The organism is Nitrosospira sp. NpAV (assembly GCF_000832065.1).
GTDB lineage: Bacteria > Pseudomonadota > Gammaproteobacteria > Burkholderiales > Nitrosomonadaceae > Nitrosospira.
The window spans coordinates 220,576-235,827 of the sequence record NZ_JXQM01000019.1; the positions used below are offsets into that span (position 1 = coordinate 220,576).

Consider the following 15,252-nt stretch of genomic DNA (forward strand, 5'->3'; position numbering starts at 1 on the left):
CCCCGCTTCGCTTTCACTCCCTGCCTTGCTTAGGCGCCTTCACTAGGGTGCCGTTGCGCGCCGCCAGGCGTGGCTCCTGTCCGGACGCATTGCCGCCGAGTTTCTGTGCGATCGGCGCCATGCCTCGCCTGGCGGCGCGCACCTCTTTCCACTCGGGCTTGATCACGCGCATGCCATGCACGCGCTTGACCGCCGTCAGAAAGTAAATGCCCCCCGAAAACGGCCACCAGCGATCGCCCGCGGTCTCCATGAAATTGAATCGCTTCAGCCATTTTTCCTGACTGAACGGGGGAGCATAGCAACATAAGCGGTCTTTGGTGATTTCGAAATCGAGCAATGTCAACCAGTCCTTGAGTCTTGGCAGTGCGATGAACTTGCCGTGCCAGGGAAAATGCTTCTCAACCGGTGGGCCTTTGAGCTTCGGCATCAAGTTGCCGCGCCAGGGAAAATGCTCCTCCACCGATCCAAGAAACCCACGCATACCCCAAAGGCTGCGCGGGTTGAAGCCACAGACGATTACATGGCCCTCGGGCATGAGCACCCGTTGCACCTCGCGTAAAATCTGATGAGGATTGGCACTGAATTCAAGCACATGAGGCAGGAGCACCAGATCTATGCTGTTCGTTTCAATCGGCAGAAACTCAGGGGCTGCCCGCAGCGCAGCGCCTTCCTCGATGACCGCCGCGCAGAACCGCAGTGGCATGCGGTTGGCACGCAGAAAATCATATTGCGGAAATCCTATCTGCATGGCGTTGTAGCCAAATACATCCACCACGGCCTGGTCGAAATGGTTCTGCTCCCGCTCCAGCAGATATTGACCCAGACAGGTGTCAAACCATTCCAGCCTATTTTTTATCGGCATATATATTAAGAACGGCAGAAGGGAATTCGATTATGGACTAATATGAATATCTATTGCTCTGTTAAGTTCAATTCATCGACGCGACATCGCCATTTATCCGATTGAACACAAATTCAAATTGAAACGCCAGCCGCCATGACCATGCCGTACATCGTTGCGATTCACGCATTCATCGATAATTATATCTGGGTTATCCGCGACCACTGCCACGCCGCCGTGGTCGATCCGGGCGACGCCTCCCCTGTTCTGGACTATCTTGAACAAGAAAAGCTGAAACTCATCGCCATTCTCAACACCCACCACCACAACGACCATGTGGGGGGCAACGCCGCGCTGTTGCGGGAATTCACGGTACCGGTATATGGCCCCGCGAACGAATCGATTCCCACCGTCACGCACCCCCTCAAGGAGTGCAACGATAAAGAAAGCGCAGAAGGCAACGCCTATATTCCGGAATTCTCGCTCAGCCTCAGGGTGCTGGATATCCCCGGCCATACCGCCGGACATATTGCGTATTATGGCGCAAACCTGTTGTTTTGTGGGGATACTCTGTTTGCCTGCGGCTGCGGGCGATTATTCGAGGGGACCGCGCCACAAATGGTGAATTCACTGCAAAAACTGACTGATTTGCCCAAAGAAACCGGGGTCTATTGCGGCCATGAATACACTCTCAACAATATTCGTTTTGCCAGGACGGTCGAGCCAGGCAACCAGGCGTTGATTGAAAGGGAAGCAAAGGTCGAAGCATTGCGCAAGCAGAATATTCCGACATTGCCCTCCGACATCGCGATAGAAAGAGCCACCAATCCATTCCTGCGTTGCGATCAGCCGGAAATCATCCGCAATGCCAGTGTCTATGCGGGCAAGCCGTTATCCGATCCCGTAAGTGTATTTGCCACATTGCGCGACTGGAAGAATCATTTTTAACCCAAATATTCCATTGGAACGCGAGGTGACATGAATGATCAGACACTTTCGTTGTCGTACCCTATGCCCGCATGGGCATAAATGCGCAACTTCGCCCGCGTAACATGGCAATATGTTACGCCAACTCAACCGCCGGTTGTGGCACAGTGAAACAGGGATAGCATTCACGACACGAATTGTTCGCCATAGCGGCACACTACGGGAGGTTTAAAGCACATGAACCCTTTAGAACAGATACTGCTGTACGGCCAATCCATCTGGCTGGATTCGATCAGCCGCGATCTCATCAATAGCGGAGAACTGCAACGCCTGGTGACTGAAGACAAACTGCGCGGCGTGACCAGCAACCCGACCATTTTCGAACAAGCCATCAATCGCGGCAATAGCTACGACGACGCGCTGCGGGCATTGTTGAAAGCCGATGGCCAACAAACCGACAAGGCGCTGTTTGAAGCGCTGGCTGTCGCCGATATACGCAAGGCTACCGATGTACTGCGGCCCGTTTATGACGCAACCCAGGGGGCCGACGGCTATGTCAGCCTCGAAGTCTCGCCCCATCTCGCCCATGATACGGATGGAACCATTGCCGAAGCGAAGCGGTTGTGGGATGCAGTGCAACGCCCCAACCTGATGATAAAAATTCCGGCCACCCCGGCGGGCATACCCGCAATTTCTCAATCCATCGCAGCGCGCATAAACATCAACGTGACGCTGATGTTCTCGCTGCGGCATTATGAAGACGTGGCGCGTGCCTATATCCGCGGGCTCGGCGGCATTGAGGAAGTCTCGCCGAATAAAAAGGATGCCTGGCCGGTTTCGGTTGCATCGTTCTTTGTCAGCCGGGTGGACGGTATCGTCGATCCCCTGCTGGAAAAGAACGGATCGCCCGCAGCGCTCGCCTTGCGCGGAAAAATCGCCATCGCGAACGCCAAGCTTGCTTATCAGCGCTTCCGCGAAATATTTCATGGCGAGACATTTGTCGATTTGCGCCGCAAAGGCGTACAAGTGCAGCGGCCGTTGTGGGGCAGCACCGGTACCAAAAATCCCGCTTATTCCGATGTGCTCTATATCGAGCAGTTGATCGGTCCCGACACAGTCAACACCGTGCCGCCTAAAACTCTCGATGCATTCCGCGATCATGGCCGCGTGCACGAAACGCTCACGGAAAATATTGAACAGGCGGAAGCGGACATCGCGCAGTTACCGGAATTTGGGATCGATCTCGAAGCCATCACCGAAAAACTTCAGGATGACGGCGTGGACGCTTTCGCCGCATCTTACGACAAGCTGCTTGCCGCGATTAAAACCAAGCGAGAGGAAATCCATGCAAATCAAGCAGCCTAACCAAGCTGCCGGACTTTAGAGGATAGATAGAGCATGGCGCAACCCATCAACACGATGGGAGTGCTATATTATGAATGTCTAAATAAGAAGCCCTCCAGGGTGCGCGTCAATGGCCACATCGGAGACTTGGCCAGGAGTCCTGGATAATCGGGAGGAAAGCAATGGAACTCGGAATGATCGGCCTTGGCCGCATGGGCGGCAACATGGCGCAGCGGCTGGTGCGCGGCGGCCACCGGGTCGCGGGCTATGCCCGCAACCCGGATACGCTAAAAGAAATAAAAGGAAAAGGCATCGTACCGGCGTCGACGCTTGAAGCGCTCGTCAATGAATTGAAATCGCCCCGCAAGATATGGCTGATGGTTCCCGCGGGCGCCCCGGTGGACGATACAATTGCCGCATTGTGGCCGCTGCTCATACCAGGCGACATCATTATCGAGGGCGGCAATTCAAATTACAAAGATACGCAACGCCGTGCGCAAATGCTGGCAACCAGCAAAATCCACTATGTCGACGCAGGCACCAGCGGCGGCGTGTGGGGGCTTCAGAATGGCTACAGCATCATGCTGGGCGGAGATGAACAAGTGATCGAGGGGCTGCGTCCCATCTTCGAAACCCTGGCTCCCGCGCCGGACAAAGGCTGGGGGCGCGTCGGCCCCAGCGGTGCCGGACACTTCACCAAAATGATCCATAACGGTATCGAGTACGGCATGATGCAAGCATATGGCGAAGGATTTGCGATCCTGCGCCATAAAATGGAATTCAACCTGGATCTGCACCAGATAGCCGAGATCTGGCGCGATGGCAGCGTGGTGCAATCATGGCTGCTCGACCTGACCGCCGCCGCCCTGGCGGAAAATCCGGGCCTGGAAGGCATCGCTCCCTATGTCGCCGATTCCGGCGAAGGGCGCTGGACCGTCGCCGAAGCGATCGACCTCGATGTCGCCGCACCGGTCATCACGCTGGCATTACTGCAACGCTTGCAGTCGCGCGATGCCGATTCGTTCTCGAACAAACTATTATCGGCATTACGCAACCAGTTCGGCGGCCATGCGATGAAAAAGGACTAAATCCCTGGCGAGCGGGATAGCAAGATGCGGAATGCCAATGAGCAAGGCGCATTCCGCCGTATGTTGACTCGGGACCTGGAATTGCCGCGGATCAAGACAACTTCACCCTCTTCGCCACACTTCCCGTCATGCTAAATGGCACGTTGCTGCTTGGATATGAGCGCGCGACTCCGGCAAAAGCTCGGGAACACCTTTTATATGAAATATCAGTTTAAACATAATTAAGTTTACAAAGTATCTCTGGTTGAGTATGATGCGACGACGCTGGAACCCGAGAGAAATGACCTCGCATTATCACGTCAACCAGAATTTGAAAAATCAGGCCGATTTTAAAGATCAAATCGCGAAGACCATGATGAGAATGAAAAATATTGTTGCGGCATTATCCGTAATCGGCCTTCTGGTCTCGGCAAGTTCGTCCGCAACGGCGGCTGGGCCCGCTGACACCCCCGAGATTCGCGCAGCCGTTCAAAAAGCCGCTACCCGGGCCGAACATGAGGCCGTAGCAAAACTCTATGAAGATGCCGCCGCGCAAACCCAGGCAAAAGTGAAAGAGCAACAGGAATTGCTCGAGCAGTACGAAAATAAAAGCTATCTATATGGCAGACAGGTGCAGGACTTGCAATTGCATGCTTCCGCGCAGGTACGCGAGTACGAACAGGTTGTCGAGGCAAATATTAAAGAAGCACGTCTTCATCGCCAGATGGCTTTGAACGCAGATGAGAATCACGCTGCAACCAATCCCCAAAAACTTAGCATCATGGACCGGTAAAAATTTCCATGTGATTTCCTGATGGCAGGCAGCACTCGATTGGGTGCTGTTTTTTTTTTGACAATCCAAGCCCCGTGCAAGCAGGGCTGACCCTACAGGCCTGCAAGGCCTTCCACATCGATCCCACCACCGCCAAAACTTGACGAGACCCGGCAGCCGGTGGAGCTTGAAGTCGGGCAACCACCCCCCGGCAACCCATTAAGCGGTTCGCGGAACCTAGCCGGGTGCCGGCATCCTAGTGGATCGTCCGGGTTGGAGAATTTATGGCCACTCGGAATCCATTCTAGCCGTCATGCTTATCCATATCTCATTGAGCCTGACGAAACATAACCCTCGTTCATCGCCGCTCTCGAAAACACGGCTTTCGCAGGTTAATATAGTTTAAACATAAATAAGTTGACAAAGTATTTCTGGTTGAGTATGATGCAACCCATGAAAGCTGGAAGTCGAAAAACCTATATTTCCGCATCAACCGAATTTGAAAGAAGAAACACGTGAGGATTATGATGAAGACTAAAAATATTTTTGCGACTTTGTCCATGATCGGCTTTCTGGCGGCGGCAAGTTCGGTCGCGACCGCGACTGAGCCTGTTAATACCCCCGAAATTCGTGCGGCCGCGCAGAAAGCCATTACCCGCGACGAACATGAAGCCGTGGCGAGATTCTATGAAAATGCCGCGGCGCAGTTGCAGGTGAAAATGAAGGAACAGCAGGAACTGCTTGAGCAGTATGAGAATAAGAGTTATCTCTATGGCAGACGAGCACAGGATCTCCAATCACATGCCCACGCCCAGGTGCGCGTATATGCGCAGGCCGTAGAGATAAATATCAAGGAAGCCCGCCTGCATCACCAAATGGCCTTGAAGGCCGATGAGAATCATGCCGCTTCCAGTCAGCAAAAGCTTAGCGCTGTGAGTCGGTAACAAGTTCATGTGACTTCCTGATGGCAGACAGCGCTCAATTGGGTGCTGTCTTTTTTTCTTGACAATTAAAGACAACCGGTCGTATTATTTAACCATGCTTAAGCCGACCAAAAAAGAACTCAACAGAGATAACCTCTTGAATCAGGGGGTTACGCTACTCATGAACCAGGGTTATCATGGCACGGGACTCCAGGAAATCCTGGATGCGGTAAACGTTCCCAAAGGCTCTTTTTATAATTACTTTGGCAGCAAGGAAGATTTTGGCGCGGAAGTCATCCAGCACTACATCGATCCATTCATCACCCAATTAACGGCTTATCTGGAACAATCCGATACTGATGCACTCGGTGCGATAAAGCGTTATTTCGACGAACTCATCTCAGAACTTGAAAAGAGCGGGTTCAAAGGGGGGTGCCTGCTGGGTAATTTGATGGGAGAAATAGGTGATACCAGCGATGTTTGCCAAAGATCACTTCAAACTGCCGTTACCCGTTACCGGAATTTGCTGCAATCCGGTCTTGCCAAGGCACAGCAGCAAGGAACAGTAAGATCGGACAAATCGGCCGAAGAAATGGCGGATCTATTAGTGAACGCTTGGCAGGGGGCTTTATTGAGGATGAAGATAGAAAAATCGGCCGCGCCGGTCAAGCGATGCTGCCAGGATTTACTGGGTGATTTTTTCAGACCCTGATTTTTTTTGCCTTTAAATAAGACGACCAGTCATATATTTCATTAAACCAGGAGATTCCCAATGCCAAAATACATCATCGAACGCGAAATTCCCGGTGCAGGTGCGCTGACCCTGCAGGACCTGCAAGCCATATCGCAGAAATCATGCGGTGTACTCCACAACATGGGTCCAAGAATCCAGTGGCTGGAGAGCTACGTGACCGAAGACAAAGTTTATTGCCTCTATATCGCACCTGACGAAGCCACCGTCCGGGCGCATGCTGAACAAGGCGAGTTTCCCGCCAATCGCATTTCCCGCATCAAGTCCGTGATTGACCCAACTACTGCCGAGTAGAACGAGAAATTTTCCATCGTTTTGTTTTATGAAAATTGAGTATCTTTATTTGAGGAGGTATCGTCCCATGCAACCCCGTATTGTCCCTTCAACGATATTGATTCTGGCCCTAGCCATCGCAGAAGTCCCCGGCGCGTTCGCCGGGACTGGCGAGGTGCCCTCGGCCGATAAAAGCGAAGCTTCCGCGGGATCAGGGGGCCACAAGCATTACGTACAATCCGATATGGCGAATAAACCAGGTCCAGATGGTCAGCTTGCCCCCAGATTGCAGAACCTGGGTAGCCATACATTCCCGGTCAGCACGCGCAACAAGCTGGCGCAGCAATACGTTAGCCAGGGGCTGAACCTCGCATACGGGTTCAATCATGCCGAGGCACGCCGGGCATTCCGTGAAGCGGCACGGCTCGACCCCGGGCTTGCGATGGCCTACTGGGGTCAGGCACTCGTGCTCGGCCCCAACATCAATGCGATGATGGAACCGAACGAGGAGCCGCAGGCCCTGGAGATCGTACAGCAGGCCAAATCACTCATGGCGAAAGCATCGCCCAGGGAACGGGCGCTCATCAACGCCCTTGAAAAGCGTTACTCAGGAAAAACCGAGCACCGGATGGCGAACAACAAGGCTTACGCGGAGGCGATGCGGGAAGTGCACCAACGTTTTCCGGATGACCTGGATATCGCGATGCTTTATGTGGAGTCGATGATGGATCTGCGTCCGTGGGGCTACTGGATGCTTGATGGGCGCCCGTATGAGGGAACAGCTGAAATCGTGGCGCTCACCGAAGAAGTGATGCGGCGCAATCCCAAACACCCCGGCGCGCTGCACATGTATATTCACCTCATGGAACCGACAAGCACGCCCGAGCGGGCGGAGAAGGCGGCCGATACCCTGCTGACGCTGATGCCGGCGGCGGGGCACATGATACACATGTCATCGCATATCTATCAGCGTGTGGGCCGGTACGCCGATTCAATGAAGAGCAATCGGCTTGCCATCGCGGCTGACGAGGATTACATCGCACAGTGCCGCGCCCAGGGAATATACCCCATGATGTACTACCCGCATAACATTCACTTTCTCTGGTTCGCTGCCACGGCGGACGGTCAAAGCAAGATTGCAATCAAATCTGCACGGGAGGTTGCCGGTAAAATAGACGATGCAGTACTAAAGGAGATGCCGCTGACAGCGATATTCCGCATGGTGCCGTACTGGACGCTTGCGAGATTTGGGCATTGGAAAGAGATTCTTGAGGAACCCGCGCCACCGTCCACCAACCTATTTTTGAAAGGAAGCTGGCACTATGCGCGCGGCCTCGCGTTTGTCGCGACGGAGCAACTGCAACAAGCCGAGCAGGAGCTGGGAACATTGCGCGAGATCATGCAGGACGCATCGCTGGACATCCCGCTTTTCTCGAAAAATACCGCGCGCACCGTGCTCAATGCCGCACCCGAAGTGCTCGCCGGCGAGATCGCCGCTGCACGTGGACAATTCGATCAGGCTATCGCACACCTTGAACGGGCGGTTCGCCTAGAAGATGCCCTGATATACACGGAACCCTTGGAATTTCACTTTCCGCCACGGCTGGCGCTGGGTGCTATCCTGCTGGAATCAGGGCGTCCGGCCGAAGCCGAGACCGTATATTGGGAAGACCTGCGGCGCAATCGCGACAACGGTTGGGCGCTTTACGGATTGATGCAAGCGTTGCGCGCGCAAAAGAAAGATGATCAGGCGGCGCTTATCGAGACACGTTTCAAAAAGGCGTGGGCGCGTGCCGACATCGAGCTGAACGCATCCCGCTTCGGACGACGGGATGTAAAGGTGTAAGACTATAAGACGTAGCCTACCTCAAGGAATCTCTGAACAAGTCCTGAATTTTCCAGCAACGGGCTCCACGGAAGACTTATTTCAGAGGTTCCGTTCTCCTGAAGAAACCTGGTGCAAACCTTCCGTTTCTATTCGATGCCATTTAAGCTCTTCGTCGCTCTCAGTCTTTGGTCTTCAATTTCCCCTCGTTCGCCGCTATGAACGCACGGATGTCATCCGCCATCTGTAGCAGCCTTAGCCATTGTTCCTTATAAAGCGTCACGGGAAACCGGCCCATCCCATACACTGAAAGCGCCCCTTTTTCGCTCACTTTCATGCTAATACCGGTACCGGCTCCTTTTTTGAGCGCTTCATTTTCTTTGCGCAACCGCTCCAATTCGGCTTTTATATCTTCGTCTGACATCGTTCCTCCGGGATTATTGATACAAAATGAGTATGCCTCATTTTTTATCGGAAGTACCACCTTTGCGCTATCATATCGTGACTTAGCATCCGGTACCTCCTGCCCTGCAGTACGACTGCTGGCTTGGCCGGCTTGGTTGGGATGCGTAAATCTGCTCCGTGCGGCATCCCGCCTTCGATTCGGTAAAATATCCGGATAAAGGCCGAAAGATGGAACTGACTGACGTTATTCCGGACTAATTATTAGTGGGCTCTTTAAGATTGCGCACCCACGACACTGCATCGTTGTTGCCGTAATCTTTCCATCCTGAATTCGTCATCGTCACATTCGAAGAAGAACATTCATGCGTAATCCACTGCAAAATGATGCCTTGGGTAAATTGATTTTGCGCCTTACGGTTGGCATACTGATACTCCTGCACGGAGTATTCAAAATACTCAATCCAGGCTCTCTCGAATTCATCAGTAAACAACTTTCCGGTCTCAATTTACCGGCGGTTCTGGCTTATGGCGTTTACGTGGGCGAAGTGATTGCGCCCCTGATGATTATTCTGGGGATTTTTTCTCGCTTGGGCGGACTGCTTGTTTTTGGGAATATGGTATTTGCGCTGGCGCTGGCACACCGCAGCCAGTTTTTCTCATTGACGAACAATGGCGGCTGGGCGCTGGAGCTGCAAGGTTTCTATTTATTTTCCGGTCTTGCGATATTATTCCTTGGTAGCGGTAGAATGGCGATAAGACCCGATTGATCCGGCAGCCTGGCGAACTTGAAAAATTGAACCGGAAATGACTGAACGAGGATAGATTTGAAGACCAAGAATCGTGCTATTGCTTGGAATAGCGGCGCAATACGAACTGGCTGGGTGCTTTCGCGGCCGATTTCCTTACGGTCCAGCAGGCTGCCCGTCACGACTCACAATGGACGGACAAATTGGTTATGCGCGTAAAGCCTCCAGAATCTCCCCATTCCACTAATTCCGAGCAATGCAGATGGCATGAGGTCGCGGATATGCCGGAACTGCAGAATGTAGCGTTGGACATGATACTTGCCAGTGCCGCCACGGCCATCCAACAACGCGGACAATTTCATCTCGTACTTGCTGGGGGCGACACGCCGCGCGCAATCTACAAACAGTTACGGGCAGCGCACACCGACTGGTCAGCCTGGTATATCTACTTCGGTGACGAACGTTGTGTGCCACCCACCGATCCCAGGCGGAATTCTGTCATGGCCGATGAGGCGTGGCTCGATTATGTCGAAATTCCTGCGGATCAGCTATATACCATTCCAGGAGAGCTTGGCGCTGATCTGGCGGCTTGCGAGTATGCTCAGACCTTGAATGCCGTTGGCATGTTTGATCTGACGCTGCTCGGACTGGGCGAGGATGGCCATACCGCCAGCCTGTTTCCCGGCCGCGAATGGGGCATCGAATCCGATTCGCCCGACGCGCTGGCGGTACTGGATGCGCCCAAGCCACCGGCACAGCGCGTATCACTCAGCGCGGCCAGGCTCAGCCGTTCGCGGCAGGTCATATTTCTGGTCAGTGGCGAATCGAAGCGGGATGCGGTGGCGCGATGGCGCGCGGGTGAAAATATTCCTCCGCGGGCAATAGCGCCGGAGAAAGGTGTCGATGTGCTGATCGAATCGGTGTTACTAAAGGACCTTTAACAGAGATATCCTTATTTATCCGTGGATTCGTCATTCTTCGGTTTGAATCTGAAGCGGCATAAGTTGCCGCCGTGGACCATGCATTCGTGTTGCTCGACCTTGCTTTCGGTGAAGGTCTCCATCAGGCCCCTATCCAGATGGCAAATATCGGCATCTCTCACCGCCATCCGGTGAAACACACAGTTATCAGCTTCGATTACCGTCTCCCCGCCCGGCAATGTCGCCGTTTTTGCATTATAGCCAAGCTGATCCATTACCTCGGCAAGCTTCTCGACCTTCTCCGCATGCGTGGCCAGGCCGGAATGTTCGCTGCGAAGCTGGCGCCCAACACCCGCGCCAATCTCGCTCAGACGCTTGCTCATGTTTTCCGCACCCTCTTCATTCTGGACGGAAGCCACTACGAGTTGCGCAAGCCACGAATACTGGCGCGGAAAGCTTTCCCGGCCAAGCTCGGTCAAAACATAAAGCTGTTGCGGACGCCCTCCTCCTGAAGGCCGCGTGGCGCCGGCCTCCACCAATCCCGCCGCTTCCAGCGAGGCAAGATGCTGCCGTACCGCGTTACGTGTAATCTCAAGTCCTTTCGAAAGCTCATCCACGCTCAGTCCCGGCTTGCCCCTGCGCAGCAGCTTGAGCAATTGTTTTTGCCGTTCACCCATAGTATTAAGCATTTCGCGTCCCTTCCTTTCTCCCCACTTGGTAATTATAAGAATTTATTATGGAACACATTATCGTCTGTTGCATCGACAATAGCATACAACATTAAGACACTTTAAGCATGGGAAAGTTGACAAAATGTCGCAGATGTCTTATGGTTTTTTTCAACCTCAGAATAATCCAGAATTATTCATCGCTGTCGATGGATAACGCTTCGCACCCACGCCCGCAACATTACGAAGACCAGAATACCTCGCTTCGCACCTTTTGTCCGGCCACCCTCTATATAGAGAAAGCAGGATCATCGGATCGTACAGACATGGAATCCATTGAGAATGAGTCACAAATGGTACCTGGATGATCCTGAATCGGGATCTCGCGTCTGCGCACGGTTACTCTCTCCAAGCCGGAAAATCCGGCAAACCACGGAAAAAATCCATATCGTGGTTGGGCCAAAGTTCCGCATCTTCCCTACTGGCCAGCGCCTTGAGCTTGCGGATGCTCGCGAGCGCCAGCGTCTCGTTATCCTGCCAGCAATAACCCGGCGCAATCTCCTCCGACAGGTTTTCACCCAGATCGGCGGCATCGCCGCACAGGATGACGGGCGGCCCCTTTCTCAATTCGATAAACAATGACATATGCCCTGCCGTATGGCCGGGGCTGGCGATGGCATGCACGCCGGGGGCCACCACATATTCACCCCTTTTTACCCGCCACAGATTCGCATGGACCAGCTCATCGGCAAATACGCTGCCATCCAGACCGGTACTTGCTACAGCCAATTCATCGCCTTGTATGTGGACCTCGCATCCCGGCAGATCGCAAAGCCCGCCTGCGTGGTCAAAGTGCAGATGGCCAATAAATACGACATCTATATCTGATGGCGTGAGTCCCAATTTTGCCAGGTAGCGCGGGATACGCTGCTCTTCCCGCATGACGGGCGCTTCCACCAGCGGCCGCATGGGATCAAAATACCTAGCACGCAAGAGCGGATCGGCCAGCTTGCGATAGTCGCATCCCACATCGTAAAGGATACGCCCGTTGGGTGTTTCAATCAGATAGGCGAGTATCGGCGCATTGATGAATTTGCCATGACCGTAATTACGTGTCGAGATGGTTTTATCATAGCGGACCGTGCCAGTGAGCAGCGGCCAGATTTTCGGGGCGCGAGACATAATTAAGGATTACGACTCCGGGGAACGATGATGTCCATCATAGAGAAGAAAAGTGTATGCGGCATTATGTATGATATGCCTAAAAAGGCCTTATTTGACAACTTCCGATCCAACGGGGGAAACCATGAATTCGTCATTCCGGGCTTGATCCGGAATCCAGCCCACTGTACGCCTGCTCCAATCTACATAATGCAGTATTACGCCAGGATTACTCAACGGGCAAACCGCAAAACGGGACACTCATAAATTTGGCTCTTCAGAAATGCCCATACATCAATTGAAAGCGCTTGGACAGTCAATCTGGCTCGACCACATCGACCGGGATCTTATCCGCGGCGGCGGCTTGAAGAGAATGGTGGATGAAGGCGAAATAGGCGGCATTACCACCAACCCCGCTATTCTCGCGAACGCCATCAGCTCGGACGCCGGATATGCCGAGGATCTGCGCGCCCTCCTCCGCCAGGGACACACTCCCGCAGCTGCGTACGAAAAACTTGTCATTCCGGAAATACGCGCTGCAGCCGACATACTGCGCCCGGTTTATGAGAATACGCACCGCCGCGATGGCTATGGCTCATTGCAGGTCGCCCTGGCATTGGCCGATGATACCGTGGCAACAGTGGAAGAAACCCGCCGCCTGTGGCGCGAGGTGGGACGGGAAAATCTCCTGATCAAAATTCCGGCCACCGAGGCCGGCATTCCCGCCATCACCCAACTGACCGCCGAGGGGATCAACGTCAACGTCACCCTGCTCTTTTCACAAGCCGGGTACGAGCGCGCTGCGCAAGCCTACCTTGATGGACTGGAACAGCTCATCGCACGCGGCGGAGACCCTGCCGCTGTTGCCGGCGTGGCAAGCTTTTTCATCAGCAGGCTCGATACCGCCGTCGATGCCCTCATCTCCTCTCACTTGAACCAGTGCGGCTGGATCAAGACCTATAATGCGCTGGAACGCGAGTCGCTCAGAAATCTCCTTGGCAAAGTGGCTATCGCCAATGCCAAAGTAACCTATGAACGCCATGAGGCGATATTTTCAAGCCCCCGCTGGAATGCGCTCGCCGCTCAGGGAGCGCGAAAGCAGCGGCTACTCTGGGCCAGCACCGGAATCAAGAATCCGGCTTATCGCGACATAAAATATATCGAGGCACTGATCGGCCCGGATACCATGATCACGGTTCCCCCGGCAACACTGGCGGCTTTCCGTGAACGCGGAAGAGTGCACCTCAGCCTGCGGGAAGACGTCGCCAGCGCAGCCGCCCTCCTCGGCACGCTCAAGACGCTGCGCATCCCGCTCGACGATCTTGCCAGCAAACTGCTATCCGATGGAGTGAAGCAATTCAGTGCCGCATACGAAAAACTCATTGATGCGATGCCGCATTCTCTTCCGTAGCGTCGTCCGCATGGTGCAGTACCTGGGACACAAAATGTGCGGAAACATTCATGACAAAAGGCACCAGCAGGATAACGACCAGCAATGCCAGCAAGGCCGTGTTGACGCTGACCCCGATCTCTCCCCGCATGACTTTCTTGAAGAACCACGCGCACACCCAAATAACTCCCACCAGGAACGCGGAACCTATCATTATGTAATCGCTGTCATCCATCATTCTGAACCGGTTGGGTTAAAGAGGCGGGAGTGCGTGGTTTTTTAGCGCGCGTCCTATGGCGAGTCGCCTAAAGGTGAAAATCGAGGACGCAGGAATCATCGGGAGATCATAGTGTTAAGCGGACAATAAGCTGCCGACCGCAAGATTCAGGATCATATCTTCAATCAGACTACGAATATACTATTGCAGCCCATGAAGATTCAACATCATCATCATCATGGATCAGATCAATTCGATTAGGCGGAAGGAAATTGACCCTACCCCACAAAACAGCGCCGGTGGATTCAACCGGTACTAATGCTGGGGTAGGGTCACCGGGCAACGGACCCCTTCAGTAGACATAAGGAATGAGCCGCCAGGTACGGACGCGATAGGCTTCGTATGTGGCTCCAAAATGCTCCGCGAGCAAACGCTCTTCGGAGTGGATACGCGCAATGAGAGGCGGGATGAACAGCACCGCCAGCGCCACGCCAATAATTGAGCGGAATGCAAGACCCCACCCAAAGACGCTGACAAGAAGTCCGAGGTAGCTGGGGTTGCGCACTAGGCCGTATATGCCGTCGGTTATGAGTTGATGGTTCTTCTGGATGGCGACCAGGCCACTGAATCGCTTGCCGAGCACAAAGACCGGCCAAAGCCTGAGCGCACCACCGCCAAAGAAAAGCATAACACCCAGCCAGCGCACGCCGTTCCCGCCAAAGGTCAACAGGTCGGTGCGGTCGGAGAAGGCCGGCAAAAATCCATCCAGAAGGCCGATGATTAGGAAAGCGAACAGCACCCAGCGATTACCGCGATCTTCCTTTTCGCCCGGGCTGAGATTGCCGCTGGTAAAGGCAGCCGCAATCGTCAGTCCCAACGTCACCACAACAAGGGCGACCCGTGCAGGATGCGACAGAAAGGGTCCGATCCCGCCGCAGCCCCAGGCGGCAAGTCCTAGCCAGACAACAACCGAAACGAGTGCGATCAGGAAGGTAATCATTCTGGACATATCAAGCTCCCCT

General features: G+C 53.9%; 17 protein-coding genes. 11 read left to right on the plus strand and 6 right to left on the minus strand.

What is annotated here, in order from left to right; genetic code table 11:
- Window positions 1-13: 13 nt before the first annotated feature.
- Entirely contained in the window at window positions 14-862 is an 849-nt protein-coding gene (locus SQ11_RS12115; protein WP_041514403.1) for a class I SAM-dependent methyltransferase, read from the minus strand.
- Window positions 863-1,003: 141 nt separating this feature from the next.
- Between SQ11_RS12115 and gloB the strand changes: the two genes are divergently transcribed.
- The 8 genes from gloB (at window position 1,004) to SQ11_RS12155 (ending at window position 8,744) form a co-directional block, all read left to right on the plus strand.
- The gene (gene gloB / locus SQ11_RS12120) at window positions 1,004-1,789 is read left to right on the plus strand and encodes a hydroxyacylglutathione hydrolase (protein WP_041514496.1); all 786 of its coding nucleotides are present in this window, start codon (window positions 1,004-1,006) and stop codon (window positions 1,787-1,789) included.
- A 216-nt stretch (window positions 1,790-2,005) separates the two neighbouring features.
- Window positions 2,006-3,133, plus strand: coding sequence for a transaldolase (gene tal, locus SQ11_RS12125; protein ID WP_041514404.1), 1,128 nt, complete (start codon window positions 2,006-2,008; stop codon window positions 3,131-3,133).
- Between the two features lie 161 nt (window positions 3,134-3,294).
- Complete coding sequence (gene gnd, locus SQ11_RS12130) at window positions 3,295-4,200, plus strand: phosphogluconate dehydrogenase (NAD(+)-dependent, decarboxylating) (protein ID WP_041514405.1); 906 nt, start codon at window positions 3,295-3,297, stop codon at window positions 4,198-4,200.
- 361 nt (window positions 4,201-4,561) lie between these two features.
- Window positions 4,562-4,972 (plus strand): hypothetical protein, encoded by a 411-nt coding sequence (locus tag SQ11_RS12135; protein WP_306463977.1) that lies wholly within the window; start codon window positions 4,562-4,564, stop codon window positions 4,970-4,972.
- 503 nt (window positions 4,973-5,475) lie between these two features.
- Entirely contained in the window at window positions 5,476-5,895 is a 420-nt protein-coding gene (locus SQ11_RS12140) for a hypothetical protein (RefSeq protein WP_306463978.1), read from the plus strand.
- Between the two features lie 94 nt (window positions 5,896-5,989).
- Window positions 5,990-6,586 (plus strand): TetR/AcrR family transcriptional regulator, encoded by a 597-nt coding sequence (locus SQ11_RS12145; RefSeq protein ID WP_041514407.1) that lies wholly within the window; start codon window positions 5,990-5,992, stop codon window positions 6,584-6,586.
- Between the two features lie 60 nt (window positions 6,587-6,646).
- Window positions 6,647-6,919: a DUF4242 domain-containing protein gene (locus SQ11_RS12150; RefSeq protein WP_041514408.1), complete on the plus strand. Its 273-nt coding sequence runs from the start codon at window positions 6,647-6,649 to the stop codon at window positions 6,917-6,919.
- Between the two features lie 67 nt (window positions 6,920-6,986).
- Window positions 6,987-8,744 carry a tetratricopeptide repeat protein gene (locus SQ11_RS12155; RefSeq protein ID WP_041514409.1) on the plus strand — a complete coding sequence of 586 codons (1,758 nt, stop codon included), beginning with the start codon at window positions 6,987-6,989 and terminating at the stop codon, window positions 8,742-8,744.
- A gap of 160 nt (window positions 8,745-8,904) precedes the next feature.
- Here SQ11_RS12155 and SQ11_RS12160 read toward each other — a convergent pair whose 3' ends face one another.
- Window positions 8,905-9,147 carry a hypothetical protein gene (locus SQ11_RS12160; RefSeq protein ID WP_041514410.1) on the minus strand — a complete coding sequence of 81 codons (243 nt, stop codon included), beginning with the start codon at window positions 9,145-9,147 and terminating at the stop codon, window positions 8,905-8,907.
- 343 nt (window positions 9,148-9,490) lie between these two features.
- On the opposite strand from SQ11_RS12160, the gene SQ11_RS12165 reads away from it, so the two are divergent.
- Window positions 9,491-9,895, plus strand: a complete 405-nt coding sequence (locus tag SQ11_RS12165) for a DoxX family protein (protein WP_041514411.1) — start codon at window positions 9,491-9,493, stop codon at window positions 9,893-9,895.
- A 260-nt stretch (window positions 9,896-10,155) separates the two neighbouring features.
- A complete protein-coding gene (pgl, locus tag SQ11_RS12170; RefSeq protein ID WP_041514498.1) occupies window positions 10,156-10,815 on the plus strand; it encodes a 6-phosphogluconolactonase in 660 nt (219 codons plus the stop codon).
- A gap of 11 nt (window positions 10,816-10,826) precedes the next feature.
- On the opposite strand, the gene SQ11_RS12175 is transcribed toward pgl, so the two are convergent.
- Both SQ11_RS12175 and SQ11_RS12180 read right to left on the minus strand, forming a co-directional pair.
- Window positions 10,827-11,483: a metalloregulator ArsR/SmtB family transcription factor gene (locus tag SQ11_RS12175; RefSeq protein WP_041514412.1), complete on the minus strand. Its 657-nt coding sequence runs from the start codon at window positions 11,481-11,483 to the stop codon at window positions 10,827-10,829.
- Between the two features lie 378 nt (window positions 11,484-11,861).
- A complete protein-coding gene (locus tag SQ11_RS12180; RefSeq protein WP_041514413.1) occupies window positions 11,862-12,644 on the minus strand; it encodes an N-acyl homoserine lactonase family protein in 783 nt (260 codons plus the stop codon).
- 262 nt (window positions 12,645-12,906) lie between these two features.
- On the opposite strand from SQ11_RS12180, the gene tal (SQ11_RS12190) reads away from it, so the two are divergent.
- Window positions 12,907-14,034 (plus strand): transaldolase, encoded by a 1,128-nt coding sequence (tal, locus tag SQ11_RS12190; RefSeq protein ID WP_052494214.1) that lies wholly within the window; start codon window positions 12,907-12,909, stop codon window positions 14,032-14,034.
- Here the strand turns inward: tal (SQ11_RS12190) and SQ11_RS12195 are convergent.
- Complete coding sequence (locus SQ11_RS12195; RefSeq protein WP_156972488.1) at window positions 14,003-14,251, minus strand: hypothetical protein; 249 nt, start codon at window positions 14,249-14,251, stop codon at window positions 14,003-14,005. The two genes, tal (SQ11_RS12190) and SQ11_RS12195, sit on opposite strands and share 32 nt — an antisense overlap.
- 331 nt (window positions 14,252-14,582) lie before the next feature.
- Complete coding sequence (locus tag SQ11_RS12200; protein ID WP_041514416.1) at window positions 14,583-15,239, minus strand: isoprenylcysteine carboxylmethyltransferase family protein; 657 nt, start codon at window positions 15,237-15,239, stop codon at window positions 14,583-14,585.
- Window positions 15,240-15,252 lie beyond the last annotated feature (13 nt).

Coding starts and splice junctions, on each gene's coding strand:
- pgl (WP_041514498.1), top strand. CDS start 10,156: ATGCCGGAACTGCAGAATGTAGCGTTGGACATGATACTTGCCAGTGCC.
- tal (WP_041514404.1), top strand. CDS start 2,006: ATGAACCCTTTAGAACAGATACTGCTGTACGGCCAATCCATCTGGCTG.
- gloB (WP_041514496.1), top strand. CDS start 1,004: ATGCCGTACATCGTTGCGATTCACGCATTCATCGATAATTATATCTGG.
- SQ11_RS12195 (WP_156972488.1), bottom strand. CDS start 14,251: ATGATGGATGACAGCGATTACATAATGATAGGTTCCGCGTTCCTGGTG.
- SQ11_RS12135 (WP_306463977.1), top strand. CDS start 4,562: ATGAAAAATATTGTTGCGGCATTATCCGTAATCGGCCTTCTGGTCTCG.
- SQ11_RS12150 (WP_041514408.1), top strand. CDS start 6,647: ATGCCAAAATACATCATCGAACGCGAAATTCCCGGTGCAGGTGCGCTG.
- SQ11_RS12115 (WP_041514403.1), bottom strand. CDS start 862: ATGCCGATAAAAAATAGGCTGGAATGGTTTGACACCTGTCTGGGTCAA.
- SQ11_RS12200 (WP_041514416.1), bottom strand. CDS start 15,239: ATGTCCAGAATGATTACCTTCCTGATCGCACTCGTTTCGGTTGTTGTC.
- SQ11_RS12180 (WP_041514413.1), bottom strand. CDS start 12,644: ATGTCTCGCGCCCCGAAAATCTGGCCGCTGCTCACTGGCACGGTCCGC.
- SQ11_RS12175 (WP_041514412.1), bottom strand. CDS start 11,483: ATGCTTAATACTATGGGTGAACGGCAAAAACAATTGCTCAAGCTGCTG.
- SQ11_RS12140 (WP_306463978.1), top strand. CDS start 5,476: ATGATGAAGACTAAAAATATTTTTGCGACTTTGTCCATGATCGGCTTT.
- SQ11_RS12145 (WP_041514407.1), top strand. CDS start 5,990: ATGCTTAAGCCGACCAAAAAAGAACTCAACAGAGATAACCTCTTGAAT.
- gnd (WP_041514405.1), top strand. CDS start 3,295: ATGGAACTCGGAATGATCGGCCTTGGCCGCATGGGCGGCAACATGGCG.
- SQ11_RS12160 (WP_041514410.1), bottom strand. CDS start 9,147: ATGTCAGACGAAGATATAAAAGCCGAATTGGAGCGGTTGCGCAAAGAA.
- tal (WP_052494214.1), top strand. CDS start 12,907: ATGCCCATACATCAATTGAAAGCGCTTGGACAGTCAATCTGGCTCGAC.
- SQ11_RS12165 (WP_041514411.1), top strand. CDS start 9,491: ATGCGTAATCCACTGCAAAATGATGCCTTGGGTAAATTGATTTTGCGC.
- SQ11_RS12155 (WP_041514409.1), top strand. CDS start 6,987: ATGCAACCCCGTATTGTCCCTTCAACGATATTGATTCTGGCCCTAGCC.